The organism is Arthrobacter sp. 01T425 (assembly GCF_056398725.1).
This window is the reverse complement of sequence record NZ_JBFTPY010000005.1, coordinates 38550-54585: the sequence shown is the minus strand read 5'-3', so window position 1 is coordinate 54585 and position 16036 is coordinate 38550. Positions and strand designations below refer to the sequence as shown.

15 protein-coding genes and 1 tRNA gene are annotated in these 16036 nt (G+C 64.6%); 6 read left to right on the top strand and 10 right to left on the bottom strand.

The annotated features are described in order from the left end of the window. Positions 1 to 19: 19 nt before the first annotated feature. From AC1DNG_RS07930 to AC1DNG_RS07910, 5 genes are read right to left on the bottom strand one after another with little or no spacing between them, the layout of a single operon-like run. Positions 20 to 1294: an MATE family efflux transporter gene (locus tag AC1DNG_RS07930; RefSeq protein WP_476887083.1), complete on the bottom strand. Its 1275-nt coding sequence runs from the start codon at positions 1292 to 1294 to the stop codon at positions 20 to 22. Beyond that, positions 1295 to 2053 carry a CDP-alcohol phosphatidyltransferase family protein gene (locus AC1DNG_RS07925; protein WP_476857310.1) on the bottom strand — a complete coding sequence of 253 codons (759 nt, stop codon included), beginning with the start codon at positions 2051 to 2053 and terminating at the stop codon, positions 1295 to 1297. Then, positions 2050 to 3492: a hypothetical protein gene (locus tag AC1DNG_RS07920; RefSeq protein ID WP_476887082.1), complete on the bottom strand. Its 1443-nt coding sequence runs from the start codon at positions 3490 to 3492 to the stop codon at positions 2050 to 2052. Before AC1DNG_RS07920 ends, AC1DNG_RS07925 begins: the two co-directional genes overlap by 4 nt. Next, positions 3476 to 4630: a glycosyltransferase gene (locus AC1DNG_RS07915; protein ID WP_476887081.1), complete on the bottom strand. Its 1155-nt coding sequence runs from the start codon at positions 4628 to 4630 to the stop codon at positions 3476 to 3478. Before AC1DNG_RS07915 ends, AC1DNG_RS07920 begins: the two co-directional genes overlap by 17 nt. After that, positions 4623 to 5471: a glycosyltransferase family 2 protein gene (locus tag AC1DNG_RS07910; protein WP_476857307.1), complete on the bottom strand. Its 849-nt coding sequence runs from the start codon at positions 5469 to 5471 to the stop codon at positions 4623 to 4625. Before AC1DNG_RS07910 ends, AC1DNG_RS07915 begins: the two co-directional genes overlap by 8 nt. A gap of 95 nt (positions 5472 to 5566) precedes the next feature. Between AC1DNG_RS07910 and AC1DNG_RS07905 the strand changes: the two genes are divergently transcribed. Then, complete coding sequence (locus AC1DNG_RS07905) at positions 5567 to 6295, top strand: SGNH/GDSL hydrolase family protein (protein WP_223915153.1); 729 nt, start codon at positions 5567 to 5569, stop codon at positions 6293 to 6295. 14 nt (positions 6296 to 6309) lie between these two features. Here the strand turns inward: AC1DNG_RS07905 and AC1DNG_RS07900 are convergent, their stop codons facing one another. From AC1DNG_RS07900 to AC1DNG_RS07885, 4 genes are all read right to left on the bottom strand, one after another. Further along, positions 6310 to 6774: an LbetaH domain-containing protein gene (locus AC1DNG_RS07900; protein WP_476857305.1), complete on the bottom strand. Its 465-nt coding sequence runs from the start codon at positions 6772 to 6774 to the stop codon at positions 6310 to 6312. Between the two features lie 140 nt (positions 6775 to 6914). After that, a complete protein-coding gene (locus tag AC1DNG_RS07895; RefSeq protein WP_476887080.1) occupies positions 6915 to 8174 on the bottom strand; it encodes a glycosyltransferase family 4 protein in 1260 nt (419 codons plus the stop codon). A 6-nt stretch (positions 8175 to 8180) separates the two neighbouring features. Further along, positions 8181 to 9146, bottom strand: a complete 966-nt coding sequence (locus AC1DNG_RS07890; RefSeq protein WP_476860363.1) for an NAD-dependent epimerase/dehydratase family protein — start codon at positions 9144 to 9146, stop codon at positions 8181 to 8183. Positions 9147 to 9191: 45 nt separating this feature from the next. Further along, entirely contained in the window at positions 9192 to 10808 is a 1617-nt protein-coding gene (locus AC1DNG_RS07885; protein ID WP_476887079.1) for a sugar transferase, read from the bottom strand. A gap of 599 nt (positions 10809 to 11407) precedes the next feature. Between AC1DNG_RS07885 and AC1DNG_RS07880 the strand changes: the two genes are divergently transcribed. The 3 genes from AC1DNG_RS07880 (at position 11408) to AC1DNG_RS07870 (ending at position 12878) form a co-directional block, all read left to right on the top strand. Continuing rightward, positions 11408 to 11481 (top strand) — tRNA-Gly (locus AC1DNG_RS07880). Positions 11482 to 11571: 90 nt separating this feature from the next. Continuing rightward, entirely contained in the window at positions 11572 to 11721 is a 150-nt protein-coding gene (locus tag AC1DNG_RS07875) for a hypothetical protein (RefSeq protein WP_018774018.1), read from the top strand. After that, positions 11718 to 12878, top strand: coding sequence for a N(5)-(carboxyethyl)ornithine synthase (locus tag AC1DNG_RS07870; RefSeq protein WP_476887078.1), 1161 nt, complete (start codon positions 11718 to 11720; stop codon positions 12876 to 12878). The genes AC1DNG_RS07875 and AC1DNG_RS07870 overlap by 4 nt, the downstream gene beginning before the upstream one ends. A 16-nt stretch (positions 12879 to 12894) precedes the next feature. Here AC1DNG_RS07870 and AC1DNG_RS07865 read toward each other — a convergent pair whose 3' ends face one another. Further along, positions 12895 to 14292 carry an MFS transporter gene (locus tag AC1DNG_RS07865; RefSeq protein WP_476887077.1) on the bottom strand — a complete coding sequence of 466 codons (1398 nt, stop codon included), beginning with the start codon at positions 14290 to 14292 and terminating at the stop codon, positions 12895 to 12897. A 140-nt stretch (positions 14293 to 14432) separates the two neighbouring features. On the opposite strand from AC1DNG_RS07865, the gene AC1DNG_RS07860 reads away from it, so the two are divergent. After that, positions 14433 to 15287 carry a LysR substrate-binding domain-containing protein gene (locus AC1DNG_RS07860; RefSeq protein ID WP_230011166.1) on the top strand — a complete coding sequence of 285 codons (855 nt, stop codon included), beginning with the start codon at positions 14433 to 14435 and terminating at the stop codon, positions 15285 to 15287. 240 nt (positions 15288 to 15527) lie between these two features. Continuing rightward, positions 15528 to 15923 (top strand): hypothetical protein, encoded by a 396-nt coding sequence (locus tag AC1DNG_RS07855; protein WP_476857301.1) that lies wholly within the window; start codon positions 15528 to 15530, stop codon positions 15921 to 15923. Positions 15924 to 16036: the final 113 nt, after the last annotated feature.

The window sequence follows — 16036 nt, the reverse complement described above, 5'->3', positions numbered from 1 at the left end:
CGCCGTGTTTCTGCCGCGCTCACCGGGCGTCAGCAGCCCGCCGGAGCTCGACTTCCGCCGGATCGGGCCGATGCAACGACGATTCTGTCCGGGAACGGGAACGGGATCTCGACACAACGGTGGCGGTCCCCCCGACGACAACCGCGGCCGCGACTGCCAGCGCAAACGCCCAGGCGGCGCCAACGGTGCCGCCCGCATACGCCAGGGCAAGGGGCAGCACAAGCGTCAGCAGGGCCAGAACTGCCCGCATGAGCGTCGACAGCCTGTTCGCCTGGACGGACCTGTAGTAGGCCAGCAAGACGGTGTAGGGAACCATCGCGACGTATTGCACCAAGTAAGGAAGTCGCAGCCCGGACGCGGCCTCCCAGGACGCGCCGAGCACGAGGGCCCCTATGGAGCCCGGCAGCAGCATGACGGCCGCGCCCCACAGCCCGGCCATGGCTGCCACGACCACAGCCGTTTCGATCAGCCGCATTCGAAAGACCGCAGTGCCCTTGGAGCGCACGAGCTCGGGAATGACAGCCATCTTGATGGCGGAAAAGGCGGTGTTGAGGGGCGAGAACAGCAATTGCGCCGCCCGCAGCGCACCCACGCCAGCAGCACCCAGAGGCAGCGCCAAGAGATACAGCACGACGAAGTTGGACGCGTTGAGCGCTGAAAACTCCCCGAGATAGCGAAGCCCGGGGTTACGGTTGACGCCCAGCCAGCGCCTGCCGTCGCGCAGCGAAGGCAGCACCCGCCCCAGCAGGAGTCCCAGGACCAATGCTGCCGCTGCGCCGCCGCCCCAGCACAGAACGACGGCCCACACGGCTCCGGTGGTGGCCGCGACAGCCACCATGGACGTGATCGACAAGACGGCCCACACAGCGTCGATGAGCAGCGCCCGCCATGGACGGTGCTCGCAGATAAACAAATACCGGAGTGTGTCTTGGAGGAGCACGAAGGGCAGGCTCGCGGCGATGACAAACCAGATGAGGCGGGCCGATTGGTCAGCCACGACGGCGCCGGCCAGCAGCAACGGAACGGTGGCGGCTGCGACCAGTACGCTGGCACCCAAAACGCCTCTTCTCACCGGGGCTTTCAGGGAGCCCGCGGCGGAGTATTTGACCAGCATTGTCTCTCCGATAAGCGCACGCTGGGCGCCCAGGAACAGGAGCAACCCCGCATAGCCCAAGGAGAACTGACCGAACTGGCCGGGGGTCGCGACATTGGCCGTAATGGCTACCGCGACGAAGTTCGAGATGCTGGATACGGCCTGATCGCCGAAGGCGACATACCTGCTCAGGCGGGCCATCTAGTCCATCCTTGCCAGGGCACGGGAAAACTTCGCCACATAGGCGGCGCAGAAGACGCAATGGAAGATCGCCAAAGCCGCGTAGCTGGGCAGGAATATGTTGATCCACGGCACTGTCATCAGGGCCAGGCACGTCACGCCGTAGTCGACTGGCAACGTGAGGATTGATCGCTTTATCGAAGTTGAGGCATCGTGGCCGGGAGGTGACGGGCGCTGCCCCGCCTGGCGGGTCAGCTGATCGAACAGTGCGCCGGCGAAGAAGATTGTGGAGTTGGCGAAAAGGAACACGCCGCACAGCGCGGCCAGCTGCAGCGCCGGAATGGAAGTTGTGCGCAGGAGGAAGCAGAAAACGGCTCCGTGCAGGACGACGATCCGCCCGCTGTCCAGCACGTGGTCGAGCCACTCACCCAATTTTGAGCTCCGTCCCTGGAGCCTTGCCAGCTGCCCGTCTGCGGAGTCGAGGACAAACCCGGCGGCGAGCACTACTCCCACCAGCGCGGAACCTGCCCCGGTTCCTGCCCCGAGGGCCAGCCATAGCAACGCCCCGTAGGTAAGGAACGCCCCAGCGAAAGTCACCTGGTTTGGCCCGAACCGGGTGTTCCTGAGCGCGGCTGCGACCACCCGGCCGGCCGGCCGGTTGACGTACAGGCAGTACAGGGGCACCCCTTTCTTGCCCTTCTGCGCCAGGCTGAGCTCCCTGAAGGACTGGGCAAAACCGGGCCCTGCGGCATGTGGACGCTCGAGCTTGTCCGTACTCATTTCGTGTCACCTGGCTTTCGTTTGGCGCTCACGCTCAGAACAGCAATGGCCAGGGCGAGGATCAGCAGCCTCCCCATCGACTGCAGCAAAGAGCCGCGGAGCAGGATAAACATGTACCCGGAGAAGATGGCGACGCCCAGATAGCCCACCGATCCGGCGGACAAGGCACCCGTGCCGAAGCCGACGTCGAGCCTTCTGCTCAGCAGTCCCAGCAGGGCGAATGTGACCGCCACCCCGAGGACTCCGAAATTGATCCAGGCCTCTGCCCACAGCGGGGACGACAGGTTGACGTTGGCACTGCTCATCCACTGGCCGACCTCAACACCGCTGTCGAGCGGTTTGGTCGGCCAGACGACGCGCGGCACCCAAAACAGCACGGCGCCAAGGAACTGGTACCCCCAGGTCAGTCCCTCATCCCGGGTGAACCCAAGGGTATTCGCGAGCATGCTGAACTGGTCATAGTCTTTGGTCGAGATCATCCGCCACACCGAATCCGTCTGGAGCATGACGCCGGTCCCCGCTGCCCGGCGGGTGATGTCGCTTAGCGGAAAAAGGAAGATCGCCGCCACTACCCCGCCGACGATCGCCAAGTTGAAGAGGGCTTTGCGTGACCCGATGAGCGGCATGACCAGGCCGAAAAGCACGGCCAGCGTCCAGTAACGCGAGTTGGAGATCGGGTTGTTCACGACGACATTGAGCACCACCAGGCCGACTATTAATACGGAGTCAAGCAGGTTGAGGGAACTTCGGAGGACCCGGAAAATGTGGATGTAGAAAATGAGCGCCACCAGGCAGGTTACGGAGCCGAAGGCGGAGATGATCGCCCGGGCGGCTTGTCCGCTGTCGGGGCTCACCTGGTCCAGGGCCTGGCTCGCCTCCTGCCGGCTGGCAAAGAACACGCTGATTCCGCCGACCTGAGCCACGTATATCAGCCCGCCCAGGATCGCGGCTGTCGCAAAGATCCTCAGGGTTTCCATGCTCCGCAGCTTGCGCACGGGCGCCGGGCCGCCCAAGTTCTTGAAGAGTCTGAGGTGATAGGCCAGGTCGAAGCTGACGCAGCCAAGAAGAGTGATGGCGGTTGCCGCGTACAAGGTCGAGTCGTCGACCTGGACGGCAAGGATGGTTGACGCGCCGGTCGACAATTGGGCCAATGGAACCACGCCCAGGCAGACATAGACGAACATCCAGAAGACACCGGCTACCGGTCGCACCTGGTCTTTCCAGAGAATGGCACTCATGCGGAAAGCCGCATAAAGGAGCACCGAATATCGGATGAGGAAGTCAGTATCGCTGTAGGTGGCTTCCGACGTCGACCGCAGGATGAGCGGTATGGCGACGGCAAAACACAAGAAAGTCAGGATCGCCAGCGCCGCGCCGATTCCTGACTTCCTCTCGCCCGGCAGGCTGACCGGGCTCCGGAGGTCACTGCCGGCCAGCATCTATCGCCTCCGCATACAATCCCAGGAGGCTTTCCGCGAGGGATTCGGCAGACCAGAGACCCAGGTGCAGCTCACGGGCCCGCGCACTCAGCCGGAGCCGCAGATCCTGGCTGGCCGCCACTGTGGCCATGGCTGCGTGGAAGGCCCCGGCCGTGGGCGCGGCGACAACCGCCGCGCCCGCTTTCTGCAAGGGCGCGGCCAGTCCACATTCCGAGGTCAGGATGATGGGCGTACCCACAGCCGCCGCCTCGATAATCACCATCGGGTAAGGCTCGTGGCGGGCGGGCAAAACGACGGCGGTCGCATGGGACAGCGCCTCCAGCACCTGGGGTTCCGTCAACTCCCCCGGAAGATCGAACCGGTCGCGGAAGCCTGAAGCCTCGATCAAACGGTGCACGCTCTCCAGTTCGCCTTGGTCAGGTCCGGCAACCACGAACCGGGCTTCCGATCCCCCCCGCAGGAGGGCAATGGCTGCCTCGACGAACACCGTGGGCTGCTTGCGCGCCGCCAGCCGCGAAACAAACAGAAAGGTGGGGGTCTGCGGGTCTTCCCACACGGTGCCGGGGTCGGCTGTAGCGTTCACCACCCTGCGCATCTTCGTCCTCGGCACGCCGAGGGACTCAAGGTTCTTTTCTTCGGCCTCCGTCAGGGTCAGCCATATTTGCGGCGTCCGCATCGCCCGACGGAAGATCAGCGCATCGAACACCCGCAACCCGCGCGAACGCGGCGCTGCCAGCATGCCGTGGGCCTGCGCGATGACGGGAATGGCAGCACCGCGGAGCACCAGGGCGCTGAAGGTCGTGATGAAGTCGCGGCAGAGGTGCAGCTGGACGACGTCGACCTGGCGGCTCCGGTCCCAAACATGCCTGACGAGGCCAACCCCAATCAGGCCCCTGAGACGCGCGCCCCGGAAAGGGCGCCGGACGCGGAAAATTCTTTCATGCGGTTCCGGGCGAGTGGCCGGCCGGCCGCCGAGCCAGCCCCCGACGAGTTCAACAGCGGCACCGCGGCGCACCAGCGCTGCAGTCTGCATGCGCGCGACCGCCCAGACGCCGCCCGCGACGGCCCCCGGGCCGGCCAGGCCGCCGATCTGCAGCACGCTCAGGGGCGGCCTCGACGATGCGCGATTTTCAGACATGCTCAGCCAGCCGGCTGCCGTTTTGCTGTAGTTCGCGGGTCTTCAGGCCGATCTGCCAGTAGTACGTGGCCAGGGCGACGGCGTAGTCCATGCCGGCCCGTCCGTCCAGGAAGCCGCCCCGGACGATGTAGCTGTAGACCCAGAAGGCAACTGGTTTGAACGGGACGACATCAAAGCGCTGGCCTTGCATGCTTTTCGACGAGCGCACCGAGCGCCGCATGGCCGGGTCGGCATGGATGTAGGCCTCCCAGTCGGAGTACTTGTTGTGCCTGTCGAACCAGGTGCGGACCGGATCCAGATCGTGGTGTGCCAGCAGGCCCGCTGTGCGTCCCACCTCACCTGTCGCCTCTGGCTGGTAGTGCACTTCCAGCTCTGTCATCACCGGGAGATTCACCAAACCAGTGTCCTCATAGCGGTTGAAGCCCCGCTTCAACAGCGAACGCTTGACCACCCGGTGGCCGTGTTTGAGGACCTTGCCAGCGAAGTGATAGGAGATGGGGATGTCGAAAGCCACACGGCGTTCCAGCGGATCCGAGACGATCACGGCGATTTCCTCGATCAGTTCCCGGCTCGGAAATTCGTCGGCGTCAAGGAACAGGATCCACGGGTGGCGCGTCGGCGCATGTTCAAGCTGCCACTGCTTCTTCTGCGGGTAGGCCCCGTTCCAGGTGAAGTTGATAACGGTCGCACCGCCGGCGGCGGCAAGTTCCGCGGTCCGGTCGGCGCTGTTTGAATCGACCACGATGACCTCGTCAAAGTCGCTCAGTGCCGCCAGGCACCTCTCGATGCTCGCCTCTTCATTTTTCGTCTGAATCAGGACCGAAGCTGGTATCTTCTGCATTCACTTCCCCCTCGAGAGTGGATTGCCGATAGTCTTTGCGAATGGATTTTCTGAAGAGCGCAAACAGGACCAGATCATCCTTCCGGTTCCGTCACGTGAAAGAACTTGGATTTGGCCTGCTGGCCGTCGTGGCGGTCATGATTGCTGTGCTGGCATTCACCGCGCGGGGCAACGGGGCCGCTCCCTCGCCGGCTCCAGCTGCCAGCACGCCGGAATCGAGCCGTGCCGCGGTCCCAAACGTTGACATCATCGGCGACTCCTACGTTGTTGGCTCCGACCAGGGTGGCTACGGAGCAGCAAACTGGGCAAAGATCGTCGGGTCCCGCTTTTACTCGGAATCCCATCCGGTCGACATGAACGTCATCGGCCATCCCGGCGCCGGGTACATCGTCAGGGGAACCGAGAAAGTCACGTTCGCCGAAGCCGCCACCACCAGCCTGCGCTCGACGGCAGATCTGGTTCTCGTCTTTGGGAGCAGGAACGACGGTAAGCAGGACCCTGCAACGATGGCTGCGGCTGCGACGGATCTCTACACAAAGATCCACGAGCGGGCGCCCCACGCGAAGCTGATCGTCGTCGGGCCGGCCTGGGTCAACGAGCGGGTGCCGGACTTCATCACCAGTGACAGCAAGGCGATCGCCGGGGCAGCGTCTGCCGGTGGCATTCAGTTCGTCGACCCGTTGAGCGAGCGCTGGTTCTTCGGCGCCGATTCCAAGCTCATCGGCGCCGACGGCGTCCACCCGACCGACGCCGGCCATCAGTACCTCGCCGACAAGATGTACGCGTTGATTTCCAAGACCCTGGCCACCATGGCTACCCCCTAGGATGCATTGTGCCATCACAGGACATCATTTCCCCGGAACCGTTCTCTGATCACTGAGGGGCCGGGCACCCGCCCGTAGACAGCATTCGGCGGAACCTCACCACGGACGACGGTGAGCGGCTCCACGACGGCTGACTGGCCAATGTGGGCTCCGCCGAGCACCATGCAACGCGAGGTGACCCATGCACCATCGTCAATGTAAACGGGGCTGGTTATCAGGCCCATGTCGCTGCGGGCCCGGTGGCTTCCCGTGGTGATGAAGCATTCCTGTGAAACCACAGCGTTGGCGCCGATGTAGACATCGTCCTGGTTGTGGAACCAGACGCCCTCACCAATCCAGCAGCCGGCCCCGATGTGCAGCTTCCACGGAAACTTGACGCGGGTGCGGGGCCGGAATGTGACGCCCGGACCGATCTCGGCGCCGAAAGCCCGCAGCACGGCGACCCGGAGCCGTGAACTTATCTGCCAGGGGTTGCTCACGAACAATAGCTCGCAGGCCCCCCACAGATAGACAATCGCCCGTGGCCGGTCCCAGGCCTCACCGGCGCCCGGCGCCTGAGCCAGATCAATGACAGGCGTCTGCCGCCCTGGTCCGGCGTCCGGCGATGATTTTGCTGGCATCAGGACACCGCCTCGGCAGTCTGCGCGGACCCTTGTGGTGCCAGACGGCGGTCCGCAACGGCTTTGGCCAGCACTTCTTCGAATCGGGTGGCGATCGGACCAATACCAAACCGCTCGACGGAAAGCTGGCGGCTTCGCTCTCCGGCGGAGACAAGCGCCCCTGGCGACTGGACCATCCCTTGGAGCCAATCGGAGGCACCCACCACACCCTGCGCGTCCGGAGTCCCGACATACCCGCCGGCCGCCCCGATGTCCACGGCCGCTGGATTGTCCTGCGGCATGAGTCCCAGGACGGGGCGGCCGGCCGCCAAGGACGAGAGCACCTTGCTGGGTATCGAAAACTTTGACGCCCCGGGCTCCAGGAGGGCCAGGAGCACATCAGCGGAGCCGAGCATTTCAGAGAGTTCGGAAGCAGGCTGGAACGGCAGCAGGGTGATCGGCAATTCCGGTTGCCGCTCCGCGATCTGGCGCACGGCTTCAATCCCTTCCCCCTCCGAGGCGACCACGAGACGCGCCGGGATGCCCTTGCCCACGGCTGCGCGCAGGAGATCAATCAACAGCAGCGGATTGTGCTTCCGGCCGAGCGTTCCGGCATAGAGCAGACGGATCTCCCGGCCCTGCGGGAGATGGGCGCGCGCCCACCCGTTGTCCCTTGGCCCGGGCAGGATCTCACCGAGCGGCGCCCAGTTTGGAATGACAGAAACGTGGCGCACATCGAGGCCCCAGCGCCGGTACGCCCGGCGGAATTCCTCGCCGATTGCGACGACCTGACTGGCACTGCGGACGAGGTTCTTCTCCGTGCGCGTGACCCATCGCTGCGCTGCCGGACCGACAGCCGCAGGCAGCCGTTTCCTGATCTCTTCTCCGATGGCTCTGCTGAAGAGGTCCTGATGCCACAACACCCAGGGCTGCCCCGACTTTGCCATCGTTGAGCTGAATCTGTTCAGGACGAACAACGGAACGTTGCATGCCACGACGCAATCGGGACGGGCCTGTTCGAGGTGGCTGACCCAAGCTTGGGCAAATGACTTCTCGAACCGCATCCGTCCCAACGGCGAATACTTCTCGAAGGTCCTCACGGCGGTGATTCCGCGGAAAGTCAGCGCGTCCGGGTCACCGTCCAGGCGCTCCAGCTTTCCCTTGCCACTGGGATACTGGGTCGCGTAGGCGTGTTCGACGTCGTGTCCCCGCGCGGCGAGTTCCCGGGAGAGCTCCGCCTGGAACGGGTGCCCGGCGAAGTCGTGAATATGGATGCGCACGGGGGTTCACCCCTGCGCCTTGAGCTGGTCGAAGATCCACTCGTAGGTCTTTTCCAGTCCGGTCCGGAGCGTGATGGACGGCTCCCAGCCGTACGTGGCATGGAAGAGAGTGTTGTCGCTGTTCCGCCCGCGAACTCCCTGCGGGGCGTCGAGCTTGTAGTGCCTGGTCACCACGGTGCCGGAGATCTGCTCGAGGAGATCCACCATCTGGTTGATCGAGACCAACTCAGAGGATCCAAGATTGACGGGCTCGGTCAAATCGCCGCGCAGGACGTCTTTAGTGCCCTGGATGCAGTCGTCAATGTACATGAAGCTGCGGGTCTGTTCCCCGTCGCCCCAGATCTCAAGATTGGTGTCGCCTGTCAGTGCCGCCCGTGCGAACTTGCGCGAGAGTGCGGCCGGCGCCTTCTCCCGCCCACCGTCCCAAGTGCCGTGCGGGCCGTAGACGTTGTGATACCGGGCGATTCTGGTCTGCAGCCCGAAGTCCTCGCGGTAATGCCGGGCCATGCGCTCGGTAAAGAGCTTCTCCCATCCGTAGCCGTCCTCCGGCTGTGCGGGGTACGCGTCTTCTTCACGCAGTGCGATGACGTTAGAGGACGTTTGATGTCCGGCAGCATAAACGCAGGCTGAGCTGCTGTAGAAGAACCGCTCAACGCCTGCTTCCTGCGCTGCCATGAGCATGTGAGTGCTGGTGAGCACAGTCAGCATGCAGGCCGCCTTGTTGTTCTCAATGAAGCCCATGCCGCCCATGTCGGCGGCGAGGTTGTAGACGTACTGCACGCCCCGGTTGACCTCGCGGGCCGTCTCCAGCAGCGAGCAGTCGCCCTGGATGTTCTCCGCCTCCGGGTGCACCTGGTACCACTCTGCAAAAGGCTTGCGGTCTACTGCCCGGACTGATTGTCCGTCTTTGAGGAGTTGGGCCACCAAATGGCCTCCGATGAATCCACCAGCCCCCGAAACAAGTGTGGTCATTGCCTTGCCTTTCTCAATTTTTGTAGAACAGAAACCCTTGGTTTGTCAGTAGGCCCCGACCGGATTGATGAGCATCTTTGCTGTGCGCCAAAGGATGATCAGGTCTCCGGCCAGCGACCAGTTTTCGACGTAGTACAAATCCAGGCGGACGCTGTCACGCCAGTTCAGCTCCGATCTCCCATTGATCTGCCACATGCCTGTCAGGCCCGGTTTGATGTAGAGCCGCCGGAGCACCTTGTGGTGGTAGTTGTCGACCTCGCGCTGCAGCGGGGGCCGTGGACCGACCAGGCTCATGTCGCCCTTAAGGACGTTCCAGAACTGCGGCAGTTCGTCGAGGGAGTGCTTGCGCATCCAGAGGCCGACCCCGGTGACCCGCGGATCGTTGTGCATCTTGAAGAGCACACCCGCGCCCTCGTTGTGTTCCAGGAGCCCGGCGAGATCGTCCTCCGCGGTTTCGACCATTGACCGAAATTTCAGCATGTTGAATTTCTCACCGCCGCGACCCACCCGTTCCTGCCTGAAGATCACGGGCCCGGGGCTGTCCCGCTTGATCATCACCCCGAGGACCAGAAACACAGGGATGAGCGCCACCAGGGCCGCGGCGGCCAACGTGATGTCGAATAGCCTCTTCAGAGCATGCTTGGCGCCGGCGTACTGCGGCAGTTCCACGTGCATGAGGGGCAGGCCCTCCACGGGACGGGAGTGGATCCGGGGACCGGCGACGTTGGTCAGTCCGGTGGTGAGGATCAGCTGGGTGGACGACTGTTCCAGCTTCCATCCGAGTCGTTGTATGTAACGGCTGCCGCCCTTCATGGGTCCGGCCACGATGACAGCATCGGCGTCCACGGAAGCCACTGCTTCCACGACGCTCCGCTCGTCTCCAATGACGTTGAGGACATGGCTGCCCTGGGTGAAGGTGCCGGCGCCGGCGGACCCGGAAAGTGCGACACCCACGACCTTGTACGCCGCACCGGACTTCTTTTCGATCTGGCTGACGACGTACCGGACGTCATTCGGCCGGCCCAACACGATCACACGCGAAAGGTAATGGCCGTGAACCCGCTGCCTGGACAGCCACTGACGCATGCTCCAGCGTGCCGCCAGCAGGCCGGTCAGCCCGGCGGGCAGGGCGAGCGCGAAGAATCCCCGAGCCACGTCGATATTCAGGACAAAGCAAACCAGAGCGATGAGGCCCAGAAGCATTGCGCTTGCGCTGACGACCCGTCTGTATTCGTCGATTCCGATTCCGACGATCCGCGTGTCCCTGCTCTTGTACAGCCCCAACGCAAGCATCCAGGCGGCCGCGATGACCACGGAAATGTAGAGGTAATCCACTCGGAACTCGCCCACTTGAACCGAACTCACTGTGCTCAACCCGAACCGGGTGATGTGGGCCGCCGCAGTCACTGCCGCAATCACCAGGGCGTCTGCGGCTATCAGCAGATGCCGATAACGGTTTGCCCAACGAATGCCCTCGCGACGGGAGCTGCTCGCAAGCCGGAGTTTCGCCGACCTGAAGTCGGGAAATGGGATGGACGGCGGGGCTAAAGCTGCCGCGCCGGCAGCAGACCTCGGTGAATCTTGCGTTCGTGGGGTGACCCGGACATGATCCGGGGATCGATACCCCGTATGGACCGGAACGCGCTGCTTGAGCTCACTCATGCTTGCCGCCAATAGCGCCGACAGGACCACTGAACCCGGCCGTCCGGCGGCCCTGATGCCATGCCAACTGCGTGGCCCGCGAGTGGCCTTGATCCGGCACGTTTGGGTGGGCAAACCCACCCGTTGGCAACAAAGGACGGGCCACCATCAACTTTTGGTCGTACATGTGAGACCTTCTAGCGACTCGGTTGGCTGTGGTCTCCTCCAGTAAATTCGATGGCTTTCTGCTGCACACGAGTGTGGCCTACCCCTCTTGAGTTGGTGGACCACTCGTCAAATTCGCCGCCACGGGCGGACTACTTGCGCCCATTACCCGGATTCGAGACAGCACTACCCATTTCGGGGTGCGGTTTCGGCTCGCTTTCTGTGCAGATGAACGAGGCGTTCCCACAGCGTTTCGGGGAAATGACGGGCGCGGGATGCCGGGATCAGCGATCTTCAGAGCGAGGGACACCGCAGGCGCGCCATCCGGTCACAATCACGCCACCCCGGCGCGGTACCGGCCAGGCGAGCGCGGCGTGTACAACCTCGAACTCAGACTGAGGTAATGTAAACCTCGTTGATCGGGACTCACGGCTGGAATTCAGGCCGGTCCCACTGCGGCTGTAGCTCAATGGTAGAGCGCTAGCTTCCCAAGCTTGATACGCGGGTTCGATTCCCGTCAGCCGCTCCAAATGCCCCCACAGCATCCCGGGCTCCTATTAGGTTGCTACCTGTATCGTCGGAAGTCAGGAACCTCTTCGGTTCCGCTACAGGAGCAATCATGGCTGACAAATCCCCCCGTCAAGCAGCATCCAAGAAATCCGGCAAATCCATTAAGGAAAAGCGCGCTGACAAGAGGGCCGCTTCAGCGCCGGCCAGCTCCCTCGATAAAGTGACCGCCGCAAAGACGGCGAGCCCCAAAAAGAAGTGACCCGTTCACCGAATTACCTCACGCTCGGCATCCTCGCCGGCACACGCAAACCGGACGAGCGGCGCCTCCCGATCCACCCCCTGCACCTGGACCGCATCGCGCCGGAGATCCGGGACCGGTTGATCCTCGAGGAAGGCTACGGCGAGCGCTTCGGCCGGTCCGACGCCGAGCTCGCACCCCTCGTGGGGCGCATCGCGCCGCGACAGCAACTGCTGGCGGAAGCCGACGTCGTCCTCCTGCCCAAGCCGCAGCCCGAGGACCTGGCCGAACTCCGGGACGGGCAGGTCCTTTGGGGCTGGCCGCACTGCGTCCAGGACCGGGCCGTCACCCAGCTGGCGATCGACAAGAAACTCACGCTGATCGCCTTCGAGGCCATGAACCACTGGGCCAGCGACGGCGGCTTCGGCCTGCATGTCTTCCACAAGAACAACGAGCTCGCCGGCTACTGTTCCGTGCTGCATGCCCTGGCACTGACCGGTTCCACCGGAGACTACGGCCGCCGGCTGAGCGCCGTCGTGATCGGCTTCGGGGCCACCGCCCGCGGCGCCGTGACGGCGCTGAACGCCCACGGTGTCCATGACGTGCAGGTGCTGACCAACCGCGGTGTTGCCGCTGTTGGCTCTCCCATCCACTCGGTCCGGATCGCGCAGTTCGACCATGACAGCGAGGCGCCGTTCCTGAGCGAGGTCATCACCGAGCGCGGGCGCGTGCCGCTGGCGCCGTTCCTGGCCGCGAGCGACATCGTGGTCAACTGCACGCTGCAGGACCCCAACGCGCCGCTGACCTACCTGCGCACCGGGGACCTGGCCGCCTTCCGGCCCGGCAGCCTGATCGTGGACGTCTCCTGCGACGAGGGCATGGGCTTCAGCTGGGCGAAAACCACCACCTTCGCCGAGCCGATGTTCAAAGTGGGTGACCACATCGACTACTACGCCGTGGACCACAGCCCGTCCTACCTCTGGAATTCCGCCAGCTGGGAAATCAGCGAGGCGCTGCTGCCGTTCCTCGAGACCGTGGTGTCCGGCCCCGAAGCCTGGGCGGGAAACGAGACCATCCGCCGCGCGATCGAAATCCGCGACGGCGTGGTCCTGAACCCGGATGTGCTGCAGTTCCAGCAGCGGGAAGCCGAGTTCCCGCACCGCCCCTTGGAGCTCTAGGGGTTTCCGCGACGAATTAGGACAGCCGCTGCGTGGATCCACGCAGCGGCTGTCCTTCTTCGGTGCGGAAATCGGTCGGGACGATCCGCAGCAGCCGGCGCCGGTCTTTCAGGTCCACTTTGAGCATGAGCTGCCCGCGCCGGGCGAGGACGACGGCGACGGTCGCGGCAGCCAGCACCGGGACGCCGCCGGAGACGAGGACGGCGGTGTGCGGGTCCGCGTGCTCGGCCAGCCAGCCCATCATCGGGCCGCCGATCGCCTGGCCGCCGATCAGCACCATGATGTACAGGCTCATGACCCGCCCGCGGATGGCCAGGTTGGCGCTGACCTGGACCAGCTGGTTCGCGGCGGTCAGGAACATCAGGCACCAGAATCCGGCCAGCACCATGGCCGCGCCGAACCAGGCCATGGACGGTGCCAGGGAAGCCAGGCACAGCATGAGCCCGTACATCCCGGCGCCCAGCACCACGGAGCGCAGCCGCAGGGCGCGCCGCCGGGCCGAGGTGATGGCGCCGGCCAGGGCGCCGAGGGCCACGAGCGTGTTGAGCAGCCCGTAGCCGCCGGCACCGGCGTCGTACACGTGGTCCGCGAACGCGGCCAGCAGCACCGGCAGGCTCATCGCGAACACCGCGATGAACCCGGCCATCAGCCAGGGCCAGTAGATGGTGGGCTTGCTGAGCGCATAGTCCAGCCCTTCCCGCAGCATGCCCGGGCGCTTGGCGGCCGGGGTGCTGACATGCAGCTGGTCCTTGCGCAGGCTCAGGAGCATGGCCACCGTGAAGCAGCAGGCCACCGCATTGGCGGCAAAGGCCCAGCCGGCCCCCACGGCGGTCAGCAGGATCCCGGCGATCGCAGGACCGATCAGGCCGCCCAGCTGGAAGATCGTGGAATTCACGCTGATCGCGTTTCGCAGATAGCCGGGGCCCACGAGCTCGTTGACGAACACCTGGCGGGCCGGCTGGTCCAGCACGGTCACGAGGCCCAGAACCAACGCGATCGCGTAGACCTGCCCCACCTCGATCCGCTGGCTGAGCGCCAGGACGGCAAGGACCGCGGCCAACGCGGCGGCCACCGACTGGCACAGCATGAGGATCTTCCGCTTCGCGAAGCGGTCCGCCATCATGCCGGCCCACGGGCCGAGGAACAGGGACGGCAGGAACTGCAGGGCCACGGTGATGCCGACGGCGGTGACGGAACCGGAGAGCTGGAGCACCAGCCAGTCCTGGGCGATCCGCTGCATCCAGAGCGCGATGACGGCGACGAAGTGCCCGATCGCGAAGATGCGGAAGTTGCGGACCTTGAGCGAAATGAAAGTGTGGCGCCAAGGCAGAGGCTGGCTGACGACGGCGAGTGGTTGGGTGATGGTGTCCGGCAGGGAAGCTGCGTTCGCCTCTAGCGGCGGAGGGGGTGCCACGGAAAAGTCCTCAAAAGAGCGGGTGAGTGGGATGGACTTAACGCTAGGCTGGCCCCAAGAGATTATGGAAGCCTATTCCACGCATAACTCGCATTACAAAACGCAATGCAGGGTATGCGGCACCCGATCCGGAGACCGCCATGTTCGAACCCGCCCAGCTCCGCTCGTTCCTGGCCGTGGCCGAAACCTTGAGTTTCACCAAGGCCGCCGAGCGCCTCGGCCTGGCCCAACCCACCGTCAGCCAGCACGTCCGCAAGCTGGAGACCGCCGCCAAGCGGGTGCTGATTGCCCGGGATACCCGGGATGTACGCCTGACCGACAACGGCGATGCCATGGCCGGCTTCGCCCGCAGCATCCTCGCCGCGCACGACTCCGCCGCCCGCTATTTCTCCGGCTCCGCCATGCGCGGCCGCCTGCGCTTCGGCACGGCCGATGATCTCGCCATCACCGGGCTGCCACGCATCCTCCGGGAGTTCCGGCAGATCTATCCCCAGATCAACCTCGAGCTGACGGTCGGGCAAAGCGACCAGCTCTACAAGCGCCTGAACGCCGGGCAACTGGATCTGGTCTTTGTGAAATGGGTGGCCGGGGCCAAGGACGGAACCGTGGTCCAGCAGGACGCCTTCGCCTGGGTCGGCCTGGAACAGACCGCGCTGGAACCGGCTGATCCTGTCCCGCTGATCGCCTACCCCTCCCCCAGCCTGAGCCGGAAGCTTGCGATCGACGCTCTGGAGGCCACCGGGCGCACCTGGCGGATCACCTGCACCACGCGCCAGATCAGCGGCGTACTGGCCGCCGTCCGGGCCGGCATCGGTGTGGCGGTAATGCCTTCCTCCCTGGTGCCGGAGGATCTGAAAATCATCACCCGCCGCTTCGATCTGCCGCCGGTGGGCGACGTCGATTTCACGCTCATCCGCAATCCGCTGGCCAATACCGAGGTGATCGATGCCCTGACGCAGGCGATCGTGGGCCGGACCCTGAAGCGACCGGCCTGACGCGCGGGCGGTCCCGCAGCCAGCGCTGATCCTGCCACGGTACCTACGGGGCGGACTACCCGGACCCGAGCAGTACTTACTTGACCATTGAACGGTGCACGTACTTCATCTATCCTGACACTACTTAAGATCCACCGTTCGAGGTCAAGCAGTGGCCCACGACAACGATTCGAAAAACGAACGCTGTCCGTCGCTGGCGCCTGTGGCTGGCGTCGGAACGTTCGGGATAGGCCGCCATTGATGCCAGCCATTAATCACCCCCGATTGCCCGCCCCCGCCGCCCACGCGACAAAGTCCGCCCGTCAGGTAACCGCGCCGGCCCACCCCGCAGCGGCCATGCACCACTCGACCGCCGGAATGCAGCACTCAGCCGCGGCCCAGCACGCGGCCACCCCGGGCCAACGGGGAATCCGCCCGGCTACCCTCGCAGAGTCCGATTATGTGGCCAGCCCGTACTGCGAACGCTGCGGCACGGACGAGTTCATTTACCTGGAGACCTTCGTCCCGGCCACGCACCGGAGGGACGGCTCGGTCAGCAAGCTCGGCGAGGTCACCTACTTCTGCTCGGGCTGCGACGATTTCTCCGCCCACGCGGTCCCCGCTTCCTGGGTCCCGCCGGGCTGGTACTTCGGCTAGCCCCGGCTCTACTTAGCGCCTTCGCCGTTAAACGCCGCCGCCGTGCCGCACCTTATGGTGCCTGCACAGCGGCGGTGTTTTTTGGGTTTCAGGGTTTTAGCACGCCCGAGCCG

Excerpts from the sequence above, each read along its gene's own strand:
- AC1DNG_RS07915 (WP_476887081.1), bottom strand. The coding sequence starts at position 4,630 with ATGTCTGAAAATCGCGCATCGTCGAGGCCGCCCCTGAGCGTGCTGCAG.
- AC1DNG_RS07885 (WP_476887079.1), bottom strand. The coding sequence starts at position 10,808 with ATGAGTGAGCTCAAGCAGCGCGTTCCGGTCCATACGGGGTATCGATCC.
- AC1DNG_RS07920 (WP_476887082.1), bottom strand. The coding sequence starts at position 3,492 with ATGCTGGCCGGCAGTGACCTCCGGAGCCCGGTCAGCCTGCCGGGCGAG.
- AC1DNG_RS07910 (WP_476857307.1), bottom strand. The coding sequence starts at position 5,471 with ATGCAGAAGATACCAGCTTCGGTCCTGATTCAGACGAAAAATGAAGAG.
- AC1DNG_RS07930 (WP_476887083.1), bottom strand. The coding sequence starts at position 1,294 with ATGGCCCGCCTGAGCAGGTATGTCGCCTTCGGCGATCAGGCCGTATCC.
- AC1DNG_RS07890 (WP_476860363.1), bottom strand. The coding sequence starts at position 9,146 with ATGACCACACTTGTTTCGGGGGCTGGTGGATTCATCGGAGGCCATTTG.
- AC1DNG_RS07925 (WP_476857310.1), bottom strand. The coding sequence starts at position 2,053 with ATGAGTACGGACAAGCTCGAGCGTCCACATGCCGCAGGGCCCGGTTTT.
- AC1DNG_RS07860 (WP_230011166.1), top strand. The coding sequence starts at position 14,433 with ATGTTCGAACCCGCCCAGCTCCGCTCGTTCCTGGCCGTGGCCGAAACC.
- AC1DNG_RS07855 (WP_476857301.1), top strand. The coding sequence starts at position 15,528 with ATGCCAGCCATTAATCACCCCCGATTGCCCGCCCCCGCCGCCCACGCG.
- AC1DNG_RS07875 (WP_018774018.1), top strand. The coding sequence starts at position 11,572 with ATGGCTGACAAATCCCCCCGTCAAGCAGCATCCAAGAAATCCGGCAAA.